19 protein-coding genes are annotated in these 22,366 nt (G+C 55.5%); all 19 read left to right on the top strand.

From position 1 onward, the window contains the following. The first annotated feature begins 48 nt into the window (after positions 1–48). Positions 49–546, top strand: a complete 498-nt coding sequence (locus ACZ481_RS23230) for a hypothetical protein (RefSeq protein WP_464767714.1) — start codon at positions 49–51, stop codon at positions 544–546. A 137-nt stretch (positions 547–683) separates the two neighbouring features. After that, the gene (locus tag ACZ481_RS23225; RefSeq protein ID WP_464767713.1) at positions 684–1,979 is read left to right on the top strand and encodes a pyridoxal phosphate-dependent aminotransferase; all 1,296 of its coding nucleotides are present in this window, start codon (positions 684–686) and stop codon (positions 1,977–1,979) included. Between the two features lie 224 nt (positions 1,980–2,203). Further along, positions 2,204–3,799, top strand: coding sequence for a sigma-54 interaction domain-containing protein (locus tag ACZ481_RS23220; RefSeq protein ID WP_464767712.1), 1,596 nt, complete (start codon positions 2,204–2,206; stop codon positions 3,797–3,799). Between the two features lie 281 nt (positions 3,800–4,080). Further along, positions 4,081–4,959: an FAD binding domain-containing protein gene (locus ACZ481_RS23215; RefSeq protein WP_464767711.1), complete on the top strand. Its 879-nt coding sequence runs from the start codon at positions 4,081–4,083 to the stop codon at positions 4,957–4,959. Further along, positions 4,952–5,425 (top strand): (2Fe-2S)-binding protein, encoded by a 474-nt coding sequence (locus ACZ481_RS23210; RefSeq protein ID WP_464767710.1) that lies wholly within the window; start codon positions 4,952–4,954, stop codon positions 5,423–5,425. Before ACZ481_RS23215 ends, ACZ481_RS23210 begins: the two co-directional genes overlap by 8 nt. Positions 5,426–5,438: 13 nt before the next feature. After that, positions 5,439–7,790, top strand: coding sequence for a xanthine dehydrogenase family protein molybdopterin-binding subunit (locus ACZ481_RS23205; protein ID WP_464767709.1), 2,352 nt, complete (start codon positions 5,439–5,441; stop codon positions 7,788–7,790). Beyond that, positions 7,787–7,969 carry a hypothetical protein gene (locus tag ACZ481_RS23200; RefSeq protein WP_464767708.1) on the top strand — a complete coding sequence of 61 codons (183 nt, stop codon included), beginning with the start codon at positions 7,787–7,789 and terminating at the stop codon, positions 7,967–7,969. Before ACZ481_RS23205 ends, ACZ481_RS23200 begins: the two co-directional genes overlap by 4 nt. Positions 7,970–8,117: 148 nt before the next feature. Then, entirely contained in the window at positions 8,118–9,476 is a 1,359-nt protein-coding gene (locus ACZ481_RS23195) for an MFS transporter (protein ID WP_464767707.1), read from the top strand. A 247-nt stretch (positions 9,477–9,723) separates the two neighbouring features. Then, positions 9,724–11,043: an MFS transporter gene (locus tag ACZ481_RS23190; protein WP_464767706.1), complete on the top strand. Its 1,320-nt coding sequence runs from the start codon at positions 9,724–9,726 to the stop codon at positions 11,041–11,043. Between the two features lie 72 nt (positions 11,044–11,115). Beyond that, positions 11,116–12,294: an amidohydrolase family protein gene (locus ACZ481_RS23185; RefSeq protein ID WP_464767705.1), complete on the top strand. Its 1,179-nt coding sequence runs from the start codon at positions 11,116–11,118 to the stop codon at positions 12,292–12,294. Positions 12,295–12,307: 13 nt separating this feature from the next. Beyond that, the gene (locus tag ACZ481_RS23180) at positions 12,308–13,810 is read left to right on the top strand and encodes an indolepyruvate ferredoxin oxidoreductase subunit alpha (protein WP_464767704.1); all 1,503 of its coding nucleotides are present in this window, start codon (positions 12,308–12,310) and stop codon (positions 13,808–13,810) included. Positions 13,811–13,812: 2 nt separating this feature from the next. Continuing rightward, positions 13,813–14,646 carry a hypothetical protein gene (locus ACZ481_RS23175; RefSeq protein ID WP_464767703.1) on the top strand — a complete coding sequence of 278 codons (834 nt, stop codon included), beginning with the start codon at positions 13,813–13,815 and terminating at the stop codon, positions 14,644–14,646. A 57-nt stretch (positions 14,647–14,703) separates the two neighbouring features. Next, complete coding sequence (locus ACZ481_RS23170) at positions 14,704–15,288, top strand: amino acid synthesis family protein (protein ID WP_464767702.1); 585 nt, start codon at positions 14,704–14,706, stop codon at positions 15,286–15,288. 23 nt (positions 15,289–15,311) lie between these two features. Next, on the top strand, positions 15,312–16,202 hold the full coding sequence (locus tag ACZ481_RS23165; RefSeq protein ID WP_464767701.1) for an NAD(P)-dependent oxidoreductase: 891 nt from the start codon (positions 15,312–15,314) through the stop codon (positions 16,200–16,202). Positions 16,203–16,218: 16 nt separating this feature from the next. Next, a complete protein-coding gene (locus tag ACZ481_RS23160; RefSeq protein WP_464767700.1) occupies positions 16,219–17,634 on the top strand; it encodes a hypothetical protein in 1,416 nt (471 codons plus the stop codon). 9 nt (positions 17,635–17,643) lie between these two features. Then, positions 17,644–18,867, top strand: coding sequence for an aconitase/3-isopropylmalate dehydratase large subunit family protein (locus ACZ481_RS23155; protein ID WP_464767699.1), 1,224 nt, complete (start codon positions 17,644–17,646; stop codon positions 18,865–18,867). Continuing rightward, entirely contained in the window at positions 18,854–19,351 is a 498-nt protein-coding gene (locus ACZ481_RS23150; protein WP_464767698.1) for a LeuD/DmdB family oxidoreductase small subunit, read from the top strand. The genes ACZ481_RS23155 and ACZ481_RS23150 overlap by 14 nt, the downstream gene beginning before the upstream one ends. 20 nt (positions 19,352–19,371) lie before the next feature. Beyond that, positions 19,372–21,219 (top strand): cobalamin-dependent protein, encoded by a 1,848-nt coding sequence (locus tag ACZ481_RS23145; RefSeq protein ID WP_464767697.1) that lies wholly within the window; start codon positions 19,372–19,374, stop codon positions 21,217–21,219. Further along, entirely contained in the window at positions 21,219–22,352 is a 1,134-nt protein-coding gene (locus tag ACZ481_RS23140) for a PrpF domain-containing protein (protein WP_464767696.1), read from the top strand. Before ACZ481_RS23145 ends, ACZ481_RS23140 begins: the two co-directional genes overlap by 1 nt. Positions 22,353–22,366: the final 14 nt, after the last annotated feature.

The following is a 22,366-nucleotide window of genomic DNA, read 5'->3' as shown; positions in this document are numbered from 1 at the left end:
CCCCATGAGTCACCCATGAGTCTGTTAGCAGTAAAGGCAGGGGAGTTTATGATAACGTCGTGGAAAAGTTTCCTGATTGGCGCTGTATTCATGCTGGTGGCGGTTGCCGCCGGCTATATGGTGTATACAGGGGCCGGCAACAGCTTTACCGGGCCTGAAAAAGAGATAACGGACACGCCGGTTCCGTCTGACCGGGTTACGATAACGCCGCTGCCCTCCTTGCGGATTATTCACGGGATTGAAGTCCCGTTCGAGGGGAGGATTGAATTGCGGCAGGCGATTGCCGGGCGGGCGGCCCGGGATGTCTCTGTTGTTAGCTTTCAGGCAACCGGCGAAAATGCGGACAAATCGGAGATTAGGATTGTATGGGAAAACGGCGAGACGGAAACGATTCGTCCCGGCGCCCAAAATACAAGCTTTTCACCTGATAAGCGGGCCGTGGAAATTATCGTTATTGGCTACAGCATGCATGAAAGGAAAATTTTCAAGGATAGCCGCCGCAAAGGCACCCTCACCTGGGAAATCCGGTACGAGCCGGTGGAATAAACACCTTGCCGGAGGGGCTGCATAGACTCCCGGGCAGGGGACCGGCAGCAGGAGCAGCCAAGGTTTACAACAGGCCGGGGGAAAAGCGGCAAATATTAATTAATGTAATTTTTTAGTATGACTATGCAGGACAAATAATGATATATCACGAATACAAGAACGATGATTTGCCTGTTTGCGGCCAGTCATCGTTTCTTGCCATTTTGCCGGCTGTTATTTTTTTTGCCAGGATAGATGTCTTATTAGTTATGAGGGAGTGTTTATTCATGAAAGGTTTTTCCAAACTTACCCGGGGGCTGTTAGGCCAGCCGATGCTGGATATATTGACAAATGTCTGTGCGCTCGAGGCTGCCGGGAAAAAGGTGTACCGGTTTGAGGTGGGCGACGCCAATATAGACCCGTATCCGCATGTGATTAATGCTACCAAAGAGGCCCTGGACGCAGGCCACATAAAATATGTTGATTCCCTTGGCATTCTGCCTCTGCGGGAGGCTGTTTGCGATAATACCGAGCGGAAACTGGGCTTTAGGCCTGAGGTGTCCCAGGTGGCAATTATGCCGGCCAACAGTGTCATTGATTTTGTCATGCGTTGCGTTATCGATCCGGGGGAAGAAGTCATTTTTTCTGATCCGGGCTTTGCCGTATATATTGCGGTCGCCAGTTATCTGGGGATAAAAGCAGTCAAGGTACCGGTGCGGGAAGAGAATGAATTCCGGCTTAACCCGGAGGAGCTGTTATCGAGGATTACCGATAAAACCCGCCTGATTATCATTACCTCTCCCCAGAATCCTACCGGCGGGGTAATGACGGAAGCGGAAATGCTGCGGGTGGCCGAAATTGCCAGAGAAAAGGATATTTATCTCCTCAGTGATGAAATTTATGCGGAAAATCTCTATGATTGCTGCCATTATTCACCGGCTGTTGTTGATCGGTGCCGGGAGAGAACGATTATTCTCAGCGGTTTTTCCAAAGGCCATTCCATGTCCGGCTGGCGGCTGGGCTATGCTATTGGTCCTGCCGACCTGATTGCCAAGATGGGGCAGATGTTTGAAACCGTCTATACCTGCGTGCCGCCGTTTATTCAGTATGCCGGCATTAGCGCCCTGAATACACCGGCCGAACTCATGGCGGAGCGGATTGGCCGCTATAAAAAATTGCGTGATCTGATGGTGGAAAAAATAAATGAAATTCCCGGTGTCACTTGCCGCACACCAAAAGGCGCCATTTATGTATTTCCCAATATTACCGGCACCGGCCTTACCAGTAAAGAATTTGCCAAACTTGTCCTGGAGAAAGCCGGGGTAGCGGTTGTGCCCGGTTCCTGCTTCGGGGAAAACGGGGAAGGCTATGTCCGCTTGTGCTATGTGCGCGATGAGGCTACGATCACTGAAGCCTGTGCGGCGATGAAAGCCGTATTGACCGCCAGGGGGTAAGTTTGTTTCCTTTTTTTTGAAATTATGTCAAGTGAATAAGATCACTTGACAGGAAATATAATTGTACATTAAAATAAAAGAAACGCATAATAACTAAACATTAATCGCTTAGTCATAGCAGACTTTCTCGCAAATTGTGAGAAAGTCTTTTTTTTTGGTTTGCCGGTGCGACTTGTGCCTGCCGGTCAAAAAAATTCTAAAATAACTAAAGTTGGAGTGTTGTTATGTCTGCATTACTTGAATGCCTGTTACAGGCCCTGTTACCTATTGCGCGTATTACCGGCGGCTACGCCACTGTTACAGATAAACAAGGAATACGGATCAGGACGGTCGACTCCCAGGGACAGGAGGTCGAAACGTTAAAAGGCAAGATATTTGACCTGGCCCGGGAAGCCGGCAGTACCGGCAAGGTGAGTATCGGCCCGTCGCAGCTGACGGAGGGCGCCGAGGCCTGGAGTCTGCCTGTAGGTGACTATGTGCTTGCCGCCAGCAACTTTGAACGGCTGAAATGTGAGCAGCAATTAGCGGAGTCGCTGAAACAGGCTTTGCCGTTCATCGCCCGGGTTGCCGGCGGTGAGGCCGTGCTGTTCAATGAGGAAGGGCGGCGGGTAGCCAGTGTTGGCGTCGACGGTCAGATTAACAGGAATTATATCGGTAAGATCAGTGTTGCCGCCCAGCAGGCTATCCAAAGCCAGCGACCGGTCATTGGCGAATCGATATCCGGCATGGGCGCCGTGGCGGTGCGCATCCCGATCACGCGCAAGTTTGGGTTCGGCTTTAATAACGAACAGGGGGTGCGCAGGCAGCAAAAGCTCATCGAGGAAGTGAAAAAGTTTCAGTATGCCCGTTATAATTTTTCCGATATTATCGGCTCCAGCGAGATTATTGAGAAAATGAAAAGCAGGGCCGCTTTTGTGGCCAAGGGCATTTCGTCCATCATTATCTCCGGTGAGACCGGTACGGGCAAAGAGTTATTTGCCCAGTCCATTCATAATGCCAGTGAACGGCGCAGCAAGCCTTTTATCGCCATTAATTGCGGCGCTTTGCCTGAATCACTGATTGAGAGTTGTTTTTTCGGCTATGAAGAGGGGGCTTTTACCGGCGCGAAAAAAAAGGGGAGCCCGGGTGCGTTTGAACAGGCCAATGGCGGTACCATCTTTCTGGACGAAATCAGTGAAATGGATTTTAATCTGCAAAGCAAGCTGCTGCGGGTACTGCAGGAACGGGAGGTTACCCGCATTGGCGGCGGCCAGCCGCTCCGGGTTGATGTGAGGGTCATTGCCTCAACCAACCGGGACCTGGTAGAGATGATCAGCAACGGCACCTTCCGCAATGACTTATATTACCGTTTAAATGTTGTCGAACTGAAAGTGCCGTCTTTACGGGAGCGGTCAGAGGATATTCCGGCCCTGGTCAAGCTGTTCATCAGTGAGTTTAATAATCTGCTGGGGAAATTTGTTACGGGAATTTCCGATCAGGCCATTTATCATTTAGGCCGTTATCAGTGGCCTGGCAACATTCGTGAATTGAAAAACTGCATTGAATATATTATGAATATTGTCAGTGTTAATGAAAGCACAATAGAGATGAACCATTTGCCGCATTATATCCATAGCCCCGCACGACAGGACAATGATACACGGCAGGTTGGCACGCTGGCGGCCGCGGTGGCGGCCGTGGAACGGGAGTCAATTATCAATGCTTTAAAATATACCGGCGGGACGAAAAGAGAAGCGGCCAAACTGCTGGGGGTCAGTACAACAACCTTGTGGCGCAAGATGGTTGATCTGGGGATTGTGACCAATGTGAGCATACAGTGAGGGGGCCGGACGATTACGATTTTGGAAGCTGCATTGCAAAAATAAAATGCAATAAAGTAGGATACTATCGTCATTCCTGGTAATTCTCTCAAAAAGCATTTCATAAGTGGAATGCTTTTTATTTATAAAGTTCTGCCAATCAGATGAAACATTGCTGAAACTAGGCAGAATGTGCGGTTTTTAGCCATGTTTTACCCCCAAATATAGGTTTTTGACCATTTGGCATGATACTTGCAAAATAAATTAAGTAAGTTACTAGGAAACGAGGGGGTGGACCAAAAATGGAGTTTGCTTATTATAATCCCAAGAGCATTCAGGCCCTGACTGACACGCTGCGCGGGCTGCACAACTATGCCCTGCTGGCCGGTGGGACCGACTTGCTGGTCAAAATGAAAGAAAAGCTGCTGCAGCCAATGCCGGCCGCCGTGGTTGATATAAACGGGATTGATGATTTGCAGGCAATTGACGACGAAGACGGCTATTTATCAATTGGTGCGCTTGTCAGCCATACAACTCTGGCCCGGTCGCCCCTTGTTAATGGCAAAGCGGCAATTCTGGCCGAAGCCGCCGGGCAGGTCGGCTCACCGCAGATCAGGAACCGAGGCACCGTTGGCGGCAATATCTGTAATGCCTCGCCGGCTGCCGATACTGCACCCGCTTTGCTGGCGCTTGACGCCAGGGTGAGAATCCATAGCCAGCATGATCTTCTGGAACTGCCATTAGCCGATTTGTTTACAGGACCGGGCCGGACCTGCTTACAGCCCGGCCAGTTTATCAGCCGGATTAAAATCAGGCAGATTCAGGCTGATGAGGGAGCGGCCTTTTTTAAGTTTGGCAAACGCAAGGCCCTGGCTATTGCCATTATCAATTGCGCGGTCTGGCTGAAAATAGCGGATGGTATAATTTGCGACACCCGCATTGCCTTTGGATCGGTAGCGCCTACGCCAATTCGCTTATATGAACTGGAGAAGTGGCTGATTGGCAAGCCGGCCGGGGTTGAGGCATTTGCTCAGGCCGGTGCAATCGCGGCCCAATTGCTAAAGCCGATTGATGATGTGCGCAGTAAAGCCAGTTATCGCACCCGGCTGGCGCGGGTTGTTGTGTACCGGGGCTTAACGGCGGCGCTGGAGCAGGTGCAAATGAGGTGCCAATGTGGATAAAAAAAACATAGCCTTTATATTAAACGGGGCAAAGACTGAAATCGCGGTGGAGCCAAATCTGCTGCTTGTAGATATGCTGCGCGACCGGCTAGGGCTGACTGGCACGAAAATCGGCTGTGGTGAAGGGGACTGCGGGGCCTGTACGGTGCTGGTGGACGGGAAAACAGTCAATTCGTGCTTAATCCTCGCCCGGCAGGTTGAAGGGCATGAGGTGCTGACCGTGGAGGGGCTGGGCACCTATGATAAACTGCATCCCCTGCAGGCGGCGTTTATCGCCGAAGGAGCCGTACAGTGCGGCTTTTGTACTCCCGGTATGCTGTTGAGCGCCAAATCCCTGCTGGATGAGAATCCACAACCTACCCGGCAGCAAATTGCCCAGCATATTTCCGGCAATTTGTGCCGCTGTACCGGTTATGCCAAAATAATCAGCGCGATTGAAAAAGTTGCCAAAAGTCACGAAAGATGAGGAAGTGAGTAGGTTGAGCCAATATCGGATTGTCGGACAGTCGGTCAAGAAGGTGGATGCGGTGAACAAGGTGCTGGGAAAAGCTCAATTTGCCGCTGACATTCATTTTGCCGGCATGCTGCATGCCAAAGTATTCCGCAGTACCATACCGCATGGGATATTACGTTCACTTGACGTGTCGGCGGCCCTGAAGCTGCCGGGTATTGTTGCCATTCTGACAGGAAACGACATACCGGGAGCTAACAGCACCGGCATGATTGTGAAAGATGAGCCCGTATTGGTTAAAATTAATGAGAAGATCCGCAAAATCGGCGATCCGCTGGCCTTAGTCGCCGCGGAGACGGAGGAGCAGGCCGAACAGGCCCTGGCGGCGATACAGGCGGATATTGAAGTGCTGCCGCCGGTGTTTGATCCTGTGGCCGCTATGGCGGACAGCGCTCCCCAACTTTATGCCGCTGGCAATGTGCTGGCCGTCCGTAAAATCCGGAAGGGTGATATTGACGCCGCCTTTGCCAGGTGTTCGGTGGTGGTTGAGCAGGAATACAGGACGCAAATGGTTGAGCACGGCTATATTGAGCCGGAAGCCGGGGTAGCGAAAATTGACGGTGACGTAATAACAATCTGGGTATCCACGCAAAATACTCATTTTGACGCCAAAGAGGTTGCCCGGAATCTGAAAGTGGGCCTGGACAAGGTACGGGTGATTCAGGCTGCGACCGGCGGCGGCTTTGGCGGGAAACTGGATATTTCAGTCCAGGTTCATCTGGGGCTGCTGACAATGAAAACGCGGCGGCCTGTAAGGCTTGTGTATTCACGGACCGAGTCGATTATAAATTCAGCCAAACGGCACCCTTGCCTGATTACAATGAGGACAGGCGCCGATGCCACCGGCAAGCTGCTGGCCCTGGAATGCTCAATTATCGGTGACACCGGCGCCTATGCTTCGTACGGGCCGGGGACGCTTACCCGCACTGCGGTGCACGCGACCGGGCCGTATGAGGTTCCCCATGTGGCGATTGAAGCCTATACGGTCTATACCAACAACCCGACAGCCGGCGCCATGCGCGGGTTTGGCGTGCCGCAGATTGCTTTTGCCCATGAGGCGCAAATGGACATGCTGGCGGAAAGAATCGGCATAACGCCGCTGGCGATCAGAATGCAGAATGCGTTGCGGCCAGGGGCGGTGACGGCGACGGGAGCTGAGCTGGAGCAGAGTGTCGGTATTGTACCGACATTGGAAAAAACGGCAGCCGCGGCGGAAACGATAATCACCAGTCCCGGCACCGGGGGCAAAGGCCATAAGAGGCGCGGCACCGGCATGGCATCGATGTGGTATGGTATCGGCAACACGGGCCTGCCCAATCCGGCCGGAGCTTATGTAAATCTTCTGGATGACGGCACGGCGCTGGTTCTGACCGGCTGCGCCGATATCGGTCAGGGGTCCGATACTGTTATGGCGCAGATTGTGGCGGAGGAGTTCGGCATTAACATGGAGGATGTGCGCGTGGTATCGGCCGATACGGGGATTACTCCCGACGGCGGGGCGTCATCGGCCAGCCGCCAAACCTATATTTCCGGCAATGCGGTGCGCCTGGCGGCGCAGGAAGCCAAAAAAGTCCTGATTGATATGGCTGCGTCCATGCTGGGGGTTGCTCCCGGTGATATCGTAGTTGGTCATAAAGAGCTTTTTGTCAGGCCTGCTTCCGGTCAGTCCCAATTCCTGACAGACTGTTTAAGCGAATGCCGGCTGGATTTGGGATTGCCGCCCAAAGGCAAGGGCCAGTCGGTGCCATTGGCCGATTGTATTGCCCAATGCCGGATGAAAGGCAGGCTTACTCTTGGCCATGGCTGGTTTAATCCGGACACAACCGGCCTTGATCCGGAAACCGGACAGGGGAAACCCTATGCCACGTATGCGTTTGCCACCCAGATTGCTGAAGTCGAGGTGGATACTGAATCAGGCGAGGTCGAGGTCCTCAGGATTGTGGCTGCTCATGATGTAGGCCAGGCAATTAATCCGGTTAATATTGAAGGTCAGATTGAAGGCGGCTGCACGATGGGCCTGGGCTATGCATTAACAGAGGAAATACTGGTCAATGAAGGTAGGATCCTGACTAAGAACCTGGCAACCTATCTTATGCCGACCTCCCTGGATGTACCGGAAATGCACCCCTTTATTGTGGAAGAGCCGGAGCAAACCGGCCCGTTTGGCGCCAAAGGAGTGGGTGAACCAACCCTGATTCCCACGGCGGCAGCGATAGCCAATGCCATATACAACGCAATCGGGGTACGGTTTACCGAGCTGCCGATTACGCCGGAGAAAGTGTTAGCGAGGCTGCAGGCCCGCGCTGACGCTCCGGTGTGAGCCCTTATTTTATCGGCAAGCATGCCGGATCATCTTCCGGCTGCCCCCAGCAGGAGGCCAGGGCAACTGCAATTAAAATAATCATTGTCCACCATCGGTTTACGGGGTTAAGCAACAACGGCTATTCCCCGCAGGCCGCAGCCATAGCCAACGATGTCTGGGCTGTAACCGGTGTATAGATAGATCCACGGCGGCAACCCTGCGGTTGCCCGCAATGGTGGTAGCATGACAGCAGCAACGGTGCAGCTGGATGGAGGCGATGCATGAAAAGGTCAGATCATGGTAACCGATCGGTGATTTTGAAATATTAATCAGAGGTGATTGCTTATGAGTAACTACGGCACCCCGGTGGTTGTGACCGCAAGGCTTGACCGCCTGCCGCTTTCCCGGTTTCATTATAAGCTGCTGATTATTAATGGTTGCGCCTGGGCCTTTGACGCTTTTGATGTAGGTCTGGTAACCTTTATCGCCACCGCGTTGATTCAGGCCTGGCAACTAAGCTCAGCGCAGGTTGGGATATTACTTAGTTCAGGTTTATTAGGCATGATGGCCGGAGCTTTTCTGTCAGGACCGCTTGCCGACCGTTTTGGCCGCAAGGCAGTTTTTCAATGGACAATGTTTTTGTTTTCCGCTGCCTCCCTGGCCTGTGCTTTTGCCTGGGACTTTACATCCTTAATTTGCTTTCGCTTTTTAGTGGGGGTGGGGTTGGGGGGGGAGACCCCTGTAGTTACTGCGCTGATGGGAGAATTTATCCCGGCGAAGGACAGAGGGAAGGTCCAGGGTTTGCTGAATACGTTCTGGGCCATAGGCTGGCTGGCGGCGGCGGCACTTGCCTACTTTATTATTCCGGGGATTCAGGATGGCTGGCGCTGGGCTTTTGTTGCCGGGGCTTTACCGGCTCTGTATATTTGGGTAGTCCGGAGAAAACTGCCGGAATCTCCCCGGTGGCTGGCCCTGCAGGGACAAGGCCGGGAAGCTTTGGCGATTGTTGAACAAATTGAGTCAGAGGTGGCAAAAACAAAAGTCATACCGCCTGTTACAGAAGCGGGCATGGCAGCTGTTTTTGTTGCTGGCAGGGGGGCCATGAGCACCTTGTTTGCGCCGCAGTACTGGCGGACGACCCTTATGCTGTGGCTGCTCTGGTTTTTGGGCATGTTCGGTTATTACGGGCTTTTTGCCTGGCTGCCTTCATTATTGGTAAAGGCTGGCCATAGTATGGTCAAGTCCTTCCTATATGTGGTTATTATGCAGTTGGCCTATATCCCTAATCAAATCTTATGCGCTTACGGCATGGATAAGTATGGCCGGAAATGGCTTCTGACTGCCAATCTATTATTGGCAGGGGCAGCTACAGTCTTATTTGGTTGGGCCTTGGGTTATGGTGCCTTGGCGATTAGCCAGGTTGTGATGCTGGGTGTCGTAACTTCTTTCTTTGTATCCGGGGTATGGGGAATAACCTATACCTACACACCGGAGCTGTATCCCACCAGTGTCAGGGTAACCGGAACAAGTATGGCCGCAACCTGGTCGCGCCTGGGTTCCATGCTGGCGCCGCTGGTTATCGGTTATGCCCTTAATTTTATGAGTGTTACCGGGGCCATTGCCATCGTAGCCGGGGCCTTTATCCTGGCCGGACTGACAGTGGCTGTTTTGGGCCGGGAAACCCAGGGCCGAAGTTTGCAATAAAAATAATCATTGTCCACCATCGGTTTACGGGGTTAAGCAACAACGGCTATTCCCCGCAGGCCGCAGCCATAGCCAACGATGTCTGGGCTGTAACCGGTGTATAGATAGATCCACGGCGGCAACCCTGCGGTTGCCCGCAATGGTGGTAGCATGACAGCGGCAACGGTGCAGCTGGATGGAGGCGATGCAAAAAAGTTAGTGAGGCAGACAGTGCGAGTTTCTAATCCAAAATGAAGGAGCTGTTTACGTGTCTACGATTACTGAGCGTTTAGGAAACTTACCCCTTGGCAAGTTCCATTGGCGGTTATTGCTGATTATGTGTCTGGGCTGGGCTTTTGATGCCATGGATACCGGGATTATCTCATTCGTTTTACCAAAATTGATTGCGACCTGGAAACTAACCTCAGCCCAGGTTGGCTTTGTTGGCAGTGTGGGGTTGATCGGCATGGCTATCGGCGCCATGCTTGGCGGCACGATCGCCGACTATATCGGCCGGAAAAAGGTGTTTGCCGCAACCTTGGTTATCTATAGTCTGGGCACAGGTGCCTGCGGCTTGTCCTGGAATTACGAATCACTGCTCTTTTTTCGCTTCCTGGTTGGCTTTGGTTTAGGCGGACAACTGCCTGTGGCCATTACTTTGATGAGCGAGTATTCCCCGACTAAATCGCGGGGGCGGATGATTGTACTGCTGGAAAGTGCCTGGGCTTTCGGCTGGCTGGCGGCCTCGATCATTTCGTATTTGGTTATCCCTAAATATGGCTGGGAGATTGCTTTTTATATTGGCGCCCTGCCGGCGCTGTATGTCTTTTACCTGTGGCGGACGGTGCCGGAATCGGCCCTGTTCCTGATGAAGAAAGGCCAGGTTGATGAGGCCCATGCGCTGGTGACCAATATTGAAAAAGAACTGGGCGTAGCCCCGGGCCCGAAACCGTCCCTGGCAGAGATGCAAACCGCGGCCGCAGCCCCGGCGTTTAGTGTGCTGCAGCTGTTCAGTCCTAAATATTTGAAGCGGACCGCCTGCTTATGGATTTTGTGGTTCTGCATCGTATTCTCCTATTACGGGATTTTCCTCTGGCTGCCGACGTTACTGGTTAAAGCCGGCCATAATATGGTTCAGTCTTTTGAGTTTGTATTATGGATGACAGTGGCGCAAATTCCGGGCTATTTTACCGCTGCCGCCCTGGTAGACAAGCTCGGCCGCAAGGCTACTATGGCCACCTTCCTGCTCGGCTGCGCCTTGTCGGCGTACATGTTCGGCAATGCCGCCTCGACTTTTGACATTTATCTGTGGGGTTGCCTGATGTCGTTTTTCAACCTTGGCGCCTGGGGGATTCTGTATACCTATACGCCTGAACTGTATCCCACAGAGGCCCGCAGCACCGGGGTGGGCTGGGCAGCCGGTTTCGGCCGGATTGGCGGGATTGCCGCCCCGTTGGTCGTTGCGGCCATGATTACCGGTCCTGACAAAATTCCCCTGGTGTTTATGATGTTTACGGCAGTTCTGATTATCGCCGCTTTGGACATGATCGTTCTGGGCGACGAAACCAAACAGAAAGCGTTGAATTAGTGTAATAAAAAAGAATCGGCAGAGAAATCAAGTTTCTCTGCCTGTTCTTTAAAATTTCAGGAGGTGGCTGACATGACCTATACAGCAATAACGAATATTGGAATGATAGCCTCTGGCAATATTGCCGAGCCGGTTTTACCTGCTGATACCATTATTATTCATGCCGGCAAGATTGAGGCTGTGGGTGATAAGAAGCTGATTGATGATCTTGCCTTACGTTCTGTTGCCTATAAACTCATTGATGCCGGCGGAATGACAGTGGTGCCGGGGTTGATTGATTCCCATGTTCACCCTGTCATTGGCGATTATACCCCCCGGCAGAAAATGGCTGATTTTATAGATAGCTCCTTACACGGTGGTGTAACGACCATGATCTCGGCCGGCGAGTGCCACACCCCCGGCCGGCCGACCGATCCGGCCGGGGTGAAGGCCCTGGCGGTGCTGGCCCAGCGCTCCTTTCAGAAGCTCCGGCCCGGCGGCGTTAAGGTTCATGGCGGTGCGGTCATTCTGGAACAGGGGCTGACCGAGGCTGATTTTGCTGAACTTGCCGCCAACGGCGTATGGCTTGTGGGCGAAGTCGGGCTGGGATCAATCAAAAAACCGGCTGAGGCGGCTCCGATGGTAAGGTGGGCCAAGGCACAGGGGATGAAGGTAATGATGCATACCGGCGGCACCTCCATTCCCGGCAGCTCCACCGTGACGGCGGCAGATGTCCTGGCCGTGCAGCCTGATGTTGTTTCCCATATCAATGGCGGACCGACGGCCATCTCTCCGGCCGAAGTGGATAAACTGATTACCGACAGCGATCTGGCGCTGGAGATTGTCCAGTGCGGCAACCCTAAGATAGCCGACCGGACGGTACGGAAGCTGAATGAACTGGGACAACTGCACCGAATTATTTGTGGCAATGACGCCCCTTCCGGCACCGGGGTTATTCCGCTGGGCATCCTGCGCACGATTGTGCAGCTTGCCAGTATGTCCGCTGTTCCGGCCGCGGCGGCGATTGCCATGGCTACCGGCAATACGGCCCGGGTATACGGGCTTAATACCGGCGTGATTGCGCCCGGCAAAGAAGCCGATCTGGCTATTATTGATGCGCCGATGGGTTCAATCGGCAACAATGCCCTGGAAGCCATTGCCGCCGGAGACCTGCCCGCTGTGGCGCTGGTGTTGATTGATGGGGAAATCAAAGTGAATAAGAGCCGCAACACACCACCGGCGGCAGGCAAGGTAAGTGTAAAACAGGGCTAAGGGGGAAACGCGCATGATTGTAATAGAGGAAAGTTTGTGTAAAGGCTGCGGGTTATGTATAAAGAACTGTCCTACTGCCGCTGTTGCTTTAGTCGACAGGATCGCGCAGCTGGGGCCAAACTGTACCGGCTGCGGCGTATGCGCGCGCGTCTGTCCCTGCGGAGCCGTACGCCGGGATGATGCTGTCACCCCCGGGGCGGCAATATGCCGTGCTTGTCCTGTCCAATGCGCAATCCGGCCCGGCTATGAAGGGGCCTGCCGCCGGTACACCAATGTCGGCGGCACCCTGGTGCGCAACCGCCCCTTAGTGGCGGCCAGCGGGCGCAGCGGTGCAGTGCACCAGGAAATACCGGATCAACCTCTGATTACAGCCGTGGGAGCAGGGACGGAATACCCCTGCTGCAAGCCGGCGCCGCATATTGTTGCTGGCACTGTTCAGGATATTGAGGTCGTGACAGTCGTTACCGAGGCGCCGCTCAGCTACAGCGGCATTAAGGTCAAAATTGACGCCAACGCTCATATTGGCGCGGAGGGCGCGCGGGTGTTCAGGGATGGGGCCGTAATCGGCATGGTTGATACGGAGGAATACGGTGCCAAAATGTTATCCATCGGCGGTGCCAATACCCTGAGCGGCAAACACGGGTTTATGGCCGCCAGGACGATTGTTGCCCTGGCTAACGGGGAACGGGTGGTATTGCAGGTGGAGAAAGGCAGCAAGCTGGAGCTGGCTGTGGGCCAGCCGCCGGTCATTGACGGCGTGGCGGAAAAGAAAATGCGCGTCGGCTGCGGCAGTGCGACTATCGGTATGTTTGCCGCCCAGTTAAGTAAGGTTGTGGATGAAGCGATCATTCTTGATCATCATGTCATTGGCCTGTTAAGCGAGCACCGGGCGGGGGAAGAGGTTGGCATGACCTATAGCGGTGTTGTTCCCAACGGACGCAAAAGTACGCGGGGCCGTTATTTCGGCGACCAGGGCCATGGCTGGGGCGGGACCGGTATCGCCGGGCCCCTGCAGGCCGTACAAACCGTCGATATGACACTGGCCAAGCCAGGTTTAAAAATTCTGGTTACCGAGACAACCGGGCAGCAGGCCGGACTGCTGGAGGTGCAAGCCGACGGTACGGTCCGGGAAATTCCATTGACGGCTGAGGTTCAGGCCGCAGTCGATCTGATTGCCGCCAACTGTGAGGATGCCCGGGTATCGGCTGTCTATGTGGGCGGGACCGGCGGCAGTGCCCGGGCCGGGGTGACAACCTACCCGCTTAAGCTATCCCGGGCCGTGCATCAGGGTGAGGTAAAACTGACGATTGGCGGCGCTCCGACCTATATTCTGCCGGGCGGCGGGATTAATTTTATGGTTGATGTGGAAAAAGTGGTGCCTCAGGCCTTTACCTGGGTAGCCACACCGGCCACGGTAGCCCCGGTGGAATATACGATGACGCGGGCAACCTTTGAGAGAATTGGCGGCCATACTGCCGCTGTTAAGCCGGTTGCTGCAGTAAAAAAGGAAGATTAGCTATGATTACGGTAATGGCTCCGGGCAGGGTCAGCCTAGATTTTGGCCCAATCCAAATGACAATCAAGGCGCTGGCCGGCAGCAGCCCCCTGACCGGGGCGGCTCAGCAGGCGGCCGAGTATGCGGTGCAGGTACTGTACGAGCTGGCTGCCCATCAGAAAACGGCGGCCAGCCCGCAACTGGCGATAAGGGGCGGCAATGACTGGCCGGAGGTGCTAAAGCGCATGCTGGCAGCGGTACAACGGACAGGTGATATAACCCTGACGCCAATGGCGGCCGTAGCTGGAACCATTGCCGATCTGACCGCCGACTGGCTGCAGGCGCGGGGGGCCACCAAGGCGATTGTCAATAATGGCGGCGATATCGCCCTCCGGCTGGCATGCGGTCAGAAAACCGCGGTCGGGGTAGCGCCGGCCATTGGCCGGCGGCCTACGCACAAATTGGTGCTGGCTGACATCCGGGGCATTGGCGGGGTAGCGACAAGCGGCCTGGGCGGACGCAGTTTTACCAAAGGCATTGCCACTGCCGCGATCGTAGCGGCAGACACGGCTGCGATTGCTGATGCCTGTGCCACCAGTCTGGGCAATGCCACCTATGTCGGCCATCCGGCGGTTAAACTGGCCCGGGCTGAACAACTGGATCCCAATACCGATATTTGGGGCCACCAGGTTGTCACCGCAGTGGGGTTGCTGCCGCCGCCAGTGGTGGAAGCCGCGCTTATGAACGGCCGGAGCCGGGCCACCGAATTATACGACCAGGGGATTATCGCCGGCGCGGCGGTCTTTGTTCAACAGCAGCTGGTTATGGTGCCGGAGGGCTTTATTGTTGCCCTCTAGAATGCATAAGCTCAATGCGGGGCTGAGGGATATAAGAATTTTAGGAGGGGAAGAAGTATGGAGCTGACGATACGCAAGCTGGTAACTGTTGTGGAAGAGGTTCTGACGGATGGCAGGAAAGCGGTTGATAAGCCTTTTAAAAAATGCGCGGCGATAGCGGTGATCAAAAACCCGTTTGCCGGTGAATATGTGGAAGACTTAAGCCTGCTCAGCGATATTGGCGAATATCTGGGCGGGGAGCTTGCCCGCAAGGCGGTGGCGGCAATGGGCATTGAGGCCGGCCAGGCCGAGAGTTATGGCAAAGGGGCGATCATCGGCATGAACGGTGAACTGGAGCATGGCGCCGCCATTCTTCATCCCAAGCTGGGCAAACCGATGCGGGAAGCGGTCGGCGGCGGCAAAGCCATTATTCCGTCCGCCAAAAAGCTGGGCGGACCGGGAACGGCGCTGGACGTTCCTCTGCACTATAAAGATGCCGCTTTTGTCAGAACCCACTATGATGCCATCGAGGTACGGCTGCACGATGCGCCGGCAGCCGATGAAATTGTGGTTGCCGTTGCCGTGACCTCGGGGGGGCGGCCTCATCCGCGGATCGGTGGTTTGCAAGTACAGGAAATAAAAGGGGAAGACGGCCTGCGCTAACCGGCCCGGGATGGAGTGGAAGCATGAATATTGGTTTTATCGGCATTGGGGCCATGGGCAAACCGATGGCGCAGAATTTATTACAGTCGGCTGAAGTGCAGTTGTACATCTATGATGTCAATGCAGCGGCCATGAGCGACCTGGCAGCCCAGGGCGCAACGGTGTGCCTGTCACCCCGGGAACTGGCGGCTGCGGCGGCAGTGATCATTATGATGCTGCCCAATGCCGCTATTGTAGAAAGTACCCTGACCGGTGAGCTGGGTGTGCTGGCCGGTTGCAAAGCCGGCCAGACCATCATTGATATGAGCAGTGTTGCCGCCGGCAGCACGCAAAAGATGGCGGCCCTGGCCCAGGCCCGGGGGGTAGCTTATATTGACGCGCCGGTCAGCGGCGGGGTTGCCGGCGCAGCGGCCGGGTCGCTGACTATTATGGTGGGCGGCGAAACGGCAGTGGTGCAAAGTGTGCTGCCGCTGCTTAACAGGCTGGGAAAAAAAATCCACCATGTGGGCCCAAGCGGTGCCGGTGATGCAATGAAGGTGGTAAACAACCTGCTGCTTGGCATCAACATGGCGGCTGTGGCGGAAGCCCTGGTGCTGGGGGCCAAGTCGGGGCTTGATCCCCGGGTGATGCTGGAGATTATCCGGGAAAGCTCCGGCCGCAGCTATGCACTGGAGGCCAAAGGGGAAAAGTTTATTCTGAACAATCATTTTACCGCCGGTTTTGCCATTGATCTGGAATATAAGGATCTGGAGCTGGCAATGGAAACAGCCAAAAGTCTGGCGGTTCCCCTGCCGGTAGGGGCGTCAGCCCAGCAGGTGTTTGCCATGGCCAGGGCCAAAGGCTTAGGCCGGGAGGATATTTCAGCGGTAATCAAGGTCTGGGAAGAAATGGCGGGCATTCAAGTAAGGGGATAAAGGTCGGTGGTCGATAATGGAAAAAATCAAACAAATCATGGCGGAAAAGGGTCTGCCAGCCGGTGAGCTGACAATTGGCGACTGTATTGATATAGCCGGCCAGGCACAGGTACCGGTCAGTGAGGTCATTGTCACGGAAGCAATGGCCACAAGCGGCATGACCCGGTCAGAAGTGTATTCAGCCGTGCTGGCAAGCTTCGCGCACAATCTGTATGCAGTGGAAATCGGGACGACAACCGGCTCGAGCTTTCTGATGGGGACCACCGGCCGGGAAGTGGCCCAGACCGGCGCCCCCCAGCTTGTGGCTGATGAGTTTCTTAATAAAGTGCTGACATATACCCTGGGGGCCCAGGTGGGCAACCACTCAGTCGGACTGCAGCCCTGTGCCGGTACCGGTGATTCCTGTACCTATGCGGGGTTTGTCAGGGCGATGCTGGAAGAACTGGAGGATAAGGATACCGTGGCCCGGGTTGCCGCTGTTATGCTGAAAATCGGCACCATCTTCCGGGTAGGCAAGACCTCCACCGGCTGCAATATGGAAGGCTTCGGCGCCGGGGCTGCTGCTGCGGCCGCCGCCTTTGTCGAACTGGCCGGGGGCAGCCCGGCCGCTATGGCCAAGGCGATTGTGCTGGCCATATCACCGACAATTGCCAACCCCTGTACACCGCGGGTTATGGTAGCCGGGTTGTGCGCGACCCATATCGGCGGTGGCGTTATGATCGGCAAACTGGCCGCCCAACTGGCCCTGCACACCTCGATCCCGGTGACGGTGCCGGTCGATGTCATGATGGCAATGGCTGCCGCCGTGCATCCTGTCTCGGCCAAGCAGGTGGTGCCTGTTGTCATTCAGTATATGGAGCCTTTTTTCAAGACCAATGCGGCGGTGGAAACCTATATTGGCGACGATATGCGGGCGCTGGAGAAAGACCGGATTGATGAAACGGTCAGGCAAGCTCTGGCTGAGGCGCGGGCTATGGCCCGCAAAGCCAATGCGATTGTCAAGCCTTTTGGCGAGGCGGTTGTCGGCGGCAGCAGCCAGGCAGTGGGATCACCGACTAACGCCGCCCGGATTGCCCATTATCTGGCCAAAGGCAAGATTACTAAGGTTAAAATCGAGTTGTATCCGGAACTGTTTGCCCGCCGGGGGATTAATGTGCCCGGAATTTTGATGGCGGCTGTATACGGGGCCGGTACCGACAACAGCCAGTTGTACCGGGAAGTAATGAGCAAGGTGGCCGGTGAGGGGATTGAGGTGGAGATCCTGCCGGCTCAGGAGCCCCAGCTGCAGCAGATTACGATTTTTGCCACAGAAAAAAACTCGCTGGTATCGTCGCTTAACCGGGGCGGCGGCCGGCTGGTGCTCAAGCAGGCCTCAGACAAGGCCGCAGCGTACCGGGTGGCGCAAAAGCTGGGGATTGAGATTGTGGATTAGGGGGACGTCATGAATTTTATTGAAGAATATCTGGCCAGGGCCGCAGGCCTGGAGACCGTGGTGACAGGGCAGGATATCCGCTGCCGTGTTGATCTGGTGGCAGCCCATGACGTTACCGGGCCCATGGCTATTCAACAGTTTGAACAGATTGGGGTTGACCATGTGTTTGACCCCCGCAAAGTAGTAATGGTAATTGATCATATTTTTCCGGCGGCGACGGTACAGGCCAAAGCCATGCACTGGAGCATGAAGGATTTTGCCGCCCACTACGGGATCACCCTGTATGATAAAGGCGAGGGCGTCATTCATCAGGTATTGGCCGAGCGGCACCGGCTGCCGCCGGGCAGCATTCTGGTGGGAGCCGATTCCCATACCTGTACGGCCGGCGGTTATGGGGTTGTTGCGATCCCGGTGGGGTCCACCGAGCTGGCGGCGGCGATGGCGACAGGGACAATTGACCTTGAGGTGCCGGAGGTCGTTGAGGTGTATATGACCGGGCAGCTGCAGCCCTATGTGGGCGGCAAGGATATTGTGCTGTCCCTGATCAAAGAGTTTGGGGTGGCGGGACTGACTGACAAGGCGGTAGTCTTTACCGGCCCCGGCATTGCCGCTATTGGCATGGATGACCGGCTGACAATCTGCAATATGGGCATTGAGATGGGGGCGATGATTGCCTGTTTCGGCGGCGAGGAGACAGCCGCGCCGGCGGTGGCAAAAACAGTGCGGCTGGCCCTGGAGACTGTTGATATCGTGGCCGCCTGCCCCCATTCGCCCGCGAATGTGCAGCCTGTCAGCCAGCTGGCAGCGGTTGCGGTAACCCAGGTTGTTGTCGGCAGTTGTACCAATGGCCGTTTGTCCGATATGGAGCAGGTAGTTAAGGTTCTTAAGCATCGGCCGGTGCACCCGGCGGTTACCATGCTGGTCATCCCGGCCTCAAAAAATGTGCTGGCCGCCATGGAAGCGGCCGGCTGGTGCAAGATTTTGCGCGATGCCGGGGCCGTAGTCACCAATCCCGGCTGCGGGCCCTGTTTTGGGGCTCATCAGGGGCTTGGCACCGAACGGGATGTTATTTTGTCCACGACCAACCGTAATTTTCCCGGCCGGATGGGACATCGCGACGCCCAGGTATATTTAGCCTCGGCCGCCACGGCGGCCGTAACGGCTGTCTGCGGCCGGATTACCCGGCCGGGGTCATCAGCACTGGAAGGCGGCGTTTGTTATGAACAGGCTTAGAGGACAGGTCTGGGTGTTTGGCGATGACGTGGATACCGATCAGATCCTGCCAGGCTATGCGATGGCGGAAGAATTTTCCGGACTGGCCAGGTATGCGATGGCCGGCAGTAAACAGGCTGATTTCGCGGCCCGGGTTCAGGCCGGCGACATTATTGTTGCCGGCAGGAATTTCGGCTGCGGCTCCAGCCGGGAGCAGGCGCCGGTGGCGCTGCAGGCGGCAGGGGTGAGTTTGATTATTGCCGAATCTTTTGCCCGGATTTTCCGGCGCAATGCCATTAATATCGGGTTGCCGGTGCTGGTGGCGGATCTGCGCCGCCATGTTCAGACCGGTGATCTGGTTGAAGCCGATCTTGTTCAGGGTATTGTCAGCACAGCGGAGCGGGAGGTTGCCGCCCAGGCTTTATCGGCCAATGTACTGGCAACCATTGCTGCCGGTGGTTTAATCAACCGGGTCAGGCAAGAGCTGGGCATCAGCAACAACTAAAGCCATGGGAGGGATAAAGCGTGCAGGAAAGAACAAAACAAATTATTATTGAAGATTATGACAGTGTCTGCGCTTACCGGGAGACTTTCGGCGTAGCGATGCCGACAATTGGCAAAGACGGTACGGTTGAGGGGCTGCCCGCTCCCTATCCCCGGCTGGTCAACGGGGTGGAACGAAGCGGCTACCGGATTTATGAGCTGGCCCGGCAGGCGGCAATGGCAGGCATTCCTGTTCAGAATCCGATTTTAGGGCGTAATACCGCTGAAGAAACCTATCAGGAATCACTGGAAATGTACAATATGGCGGAAAAACTGGGCATTCGCCTGTTTCACTTTGTGCATTCCGAGGCAACCCGCCATATCGATCCCCTGAAAGGGCGGGACCTGATCGAGCAATCCCGCGGTAAAGGCGGCATTACCCCGGACGGCGAGCGGAAGCTGGTGGAACTGGGCGGCGGGGCTGTTCATCCGATGCGGATCAACGCCACCGGCGACACGCCCCATCTGTCAATCATTAATGCCTTGATTGCCGGCTTTGACGGTACTGATATCGGCCCGGTTATCCATGTGCACTTTGGCGGCCGGGGCATTCACGACTATAAAACGAAGGTCGTTAATGGCTTTAAGGCCCTGGAGATATGTGCTGAGAACAACATATTCGTACAGATTGAATCCCATAAGCATCTGAATAACATTGGCGGTACAGACGGTATGGCCTTAGCCATGTGCCTGCTGGCCGAGGGGCTGGGGGTTTTAGCGGGGCTGCCGCCGGAGCTGAGTGCCGTGCAAATGAATGTGGCCGGCCTCAATCTGCTGGCTGATCTTGCGGTTATGCAGGCCTTCAAGGAAACGATGTGGAGCAAGAGCCTGATTGTTGTACCGGAGACCTTCCAAAACCCGCCGGGCGATTTGATTGCCGAAGCGGCGCACTTTGCGCGCATGGCCGTGAGTGCCAGGCTGGGCGGGGCTCATTTCTACCGGCCCAAGGCGGCTGAGTCGGTGGGAATACCGACAGGCGGCTCTATGGCCAAAGCCATCTGGGCCACGCAGAATGTGTTTGAAAACACGGTGGCCGTCGCCATCCGTGATCCTTATATCCAGGAACGCAAACAGGAAATTCTGGCGGAAGCGATGGCGGTGCTGGAGCGGGTGCTGGGAATGGAGCGTACCCTGGCACCGGCCGAGATCCATGCCGGCTTTTGGCGGCAGTACGGGAAAGATGAGCTGATTGAGCGCATTGTTCAGGCCGGCAAGGCGGGCATTATGGATTGCCCCCGCGCCGGCGGCTGGGATTTGAAGCGGCATGTAAAAACCCATCGGGATAAAGACGGCATTAAACGCTATATCCCCGGCTATACGCCGCTGGGCGTTGATGAGAAGCGGGTGGCGGTAACCGCCGAGCCGGTCGTGGTGCCGCCGGAGAAAAAACCAACCCGCAGGCAAAAGATGGTACTGGCTACCGTGGGGGCTGACGCCCATGTTATGGGGGTTAACCTAATCAGGGAGGAATTTGAAAAAGCCGGCTATGAGGTCATTTATATGCGGGGCATGAACCTGCCGGAAACTGTGGCGGAAGTAGCGGCTGAGGCCAAGGCCGACATTGTGGGCATTGCCAATCTGCTGGGGCTGGGACGGGAACTGTTCCCCCGGGTGGAAGGCCGCTTGCAGGAGCTGGGACTGCGGGACAAGGTACTGTTGATCGGCGGGGGCCGGATCAGCGAAAAAGAGGAAGAACATACATTTTATGAAGAAAAAATCGCCAATGAAGGAACCGGATTTCTGGGGGTTGACGGATTTTTCGGTCCTGGCACCGACCCGGCCCAGTGTGTTAAATGGACGGAGTCGGAATTAGAGAGGAGAGGCTTGTAGTGAGTGAAATAGAGCGAATTCCCTGCGTAATTATGCGGGGCGGGACGAGTAAGGCGATGTTTTTGAAAGCCAATCATCTGCCCCAGGACCCGGCAGAACGGGACAAAACCATTCTGGCGATTTTCGGCAGCCCCGATATCCGTCAGATTGACGGCCTGGGAGGAGCAGACCCGCTGACAAGCAAACTGGCCATTATTGCACCTGCCACTCATCCGGGGGCGGACATCGACTATACTTTCGGCCAGGTCAGCATTACCGCTCCCTACATTGATTACACAGGCAACTGCGGCAATATTTCCTCCGCCGTGGGTCCGTTTGCGATTGATGAAGGCTTTGTTGCCGCCAGGGAACCGCTGACAACCGTAAGAATTCACAATACCAACACCGGCCGGATTCTGGTTGCGGAAGTTCCCACTGTCAATGGCCGGGCCCGGGTGAACGGGGACTGCAAGATTGATGGCGTGCCTGGGACCGGCGCCCGCATCATGATGGATTTCTCCGGCACCGCCGGTTCGGCGACCGACAGGCTGTTGCCGACAGGCAAGCCTGTGGACACTATCGCAACAAGCAAGGGCCCGCTGCAGGTCTCGATTGTGGATGTTTCCAATCCCTGCGTTTTTATCAGAGCCAAAGACATCGGCATGACCGGCCGGGAAACGCCGCAGCAGGTGAATGGTAATGGGGCGCTCCTGTCCCTGCTGGAGGAAATCCGGGCCCAGGCGGCAGTGATGATCGGCATGGCCCCTGATGTTCAGACCGCGACGCAAAAAAGCCCCGCTTTTCCCATGATTGCCTTTGTGGCTCCGGCCGCCGATTATATTGATTTTACGACAGGCCAGACAATTGCTGCCGCTCAGGTTGACTTTCTGTCCAGAATGATGTTTATGCAGGTGCTGCATAAGACCTATCCCGGCACCGGCACGGCCTGCACCGGCGCCGCTGCCAAAATTCCGGGGACGCTTGTCCATGAAGCCATTCCCCATATTGATGACATCAGCGTGGTCCGGATCGGCCATCCGGCCGGTGTCATTGAGATCGAGGCTGCCGTGGACGGGGGCGAGCTGGTGCGGGCGGCATTTTCCCGTACGGCCCGCCGGATAATGGAAGGGTATGTATTCGTCAGTAAGGCCTAGTGGGGGTGGAGGCT

Source organism: Sporomusa intestinalis (assembly GCF_055383785.1).
This window is presented reverse-complemented; position numbering and strand designations above follow the sequence as displayed.

Excerpts from the sequence above, each read along its gene's own strand:
- ACZ481_RS23170 (WP_464767702.1), top strand. The coding sequence starts at position 14,704 with ATGGAGCTGACGATACGCAAGCTGGTAACTGTTGTGGAAGAGGTTCTG.
- ACZ481_RS23180 (WP_464767704.1), top strand. The coding sequence starts at position 12,308 with ATGATTGTAATAGAGGAAAGTTTGTGTAAAGGCTGCGGGTTATGTATA.
- ACZ481_RS23220 (WP_464767712.1), top strand. The coding sequence starts at position 2,204 with ATGTCTGCATTACTTGAATGCCTGTTACAGGCCCTGTTACCTATTGCG.
- ACZ481_RS23225 (WP_464767713.1), top strand. The coding sequence starts at position 684 with ATGATATATCACGAATACAAGAACGATGATTTGCCTGTTTGCGGCCAG.
- ACZ481_RS23165 (WP_464767701.1), top strand. The coding sequence starts at position 15,312 with ATGAATATTGGTTTTATCGGCATTGGGGCCATGGGCAAACCGATGGCG.
- ACZ481_RS23230 (WP_464767714.1), top strand. The coding sequence starts at position 49 with ATGATAACGTCGTGGAAAAGTTTCCTGATTGGCGCTGTATTCATGCTG.
- ACZ481_RS23150 (WP_464767698.1), top strand. The coding sequence starts at position 18,854 with ATGAACAGGCTTAGAGGACAGGTCTGGGTGTTTGGCGATGACGTGGAT.
- ACZ481_RS23215 (WP_464767711.1), top strand. The coding sequence starts at position 4,081 with ATGGAGTTTGCTTATTATAATCCCAAGAGCATTCAGGCCCTGACTGAC.
- ACZ481_RS23185 (WP_464767705.1), top strand. The coding sequence starts at position 11,116 with ATGACCTATACAGCAATAACGAATATTGGAATGATAGCCTCTGGCAAT.
- ACZ481_RS23175 (WP_464767703.1), top strand. The coding sequence starts at position 13,813 with ATGATTACGGTAATGGCTCCGGGCAGGGTCAGCCTAGATTTTGGCCCA.
- ACZ481_RS23160 (WP_464767700.1), top strand. The coding sequence starts at position 16,219 with ATGGAAAAAATCAAACAAATCATGGCGGAAAAGGGTCTGCCAGCCGGT.
- ACZ481_RS23155 (WP_464767699.1), top strand. The coding sequence starts at position 17,644 with ATGAATTTTATTGAAGAATATCTGGCCAGGGCCGCAGGCCTGGAGACC.
- ACZ481_RS23195 (WP_464767707.1), top strand. The coding sequence starts at position 8,118 with ATGAGTAACTACGGCACCCCGGTGGTTGTGACCGCAAGGCTTGACCGC.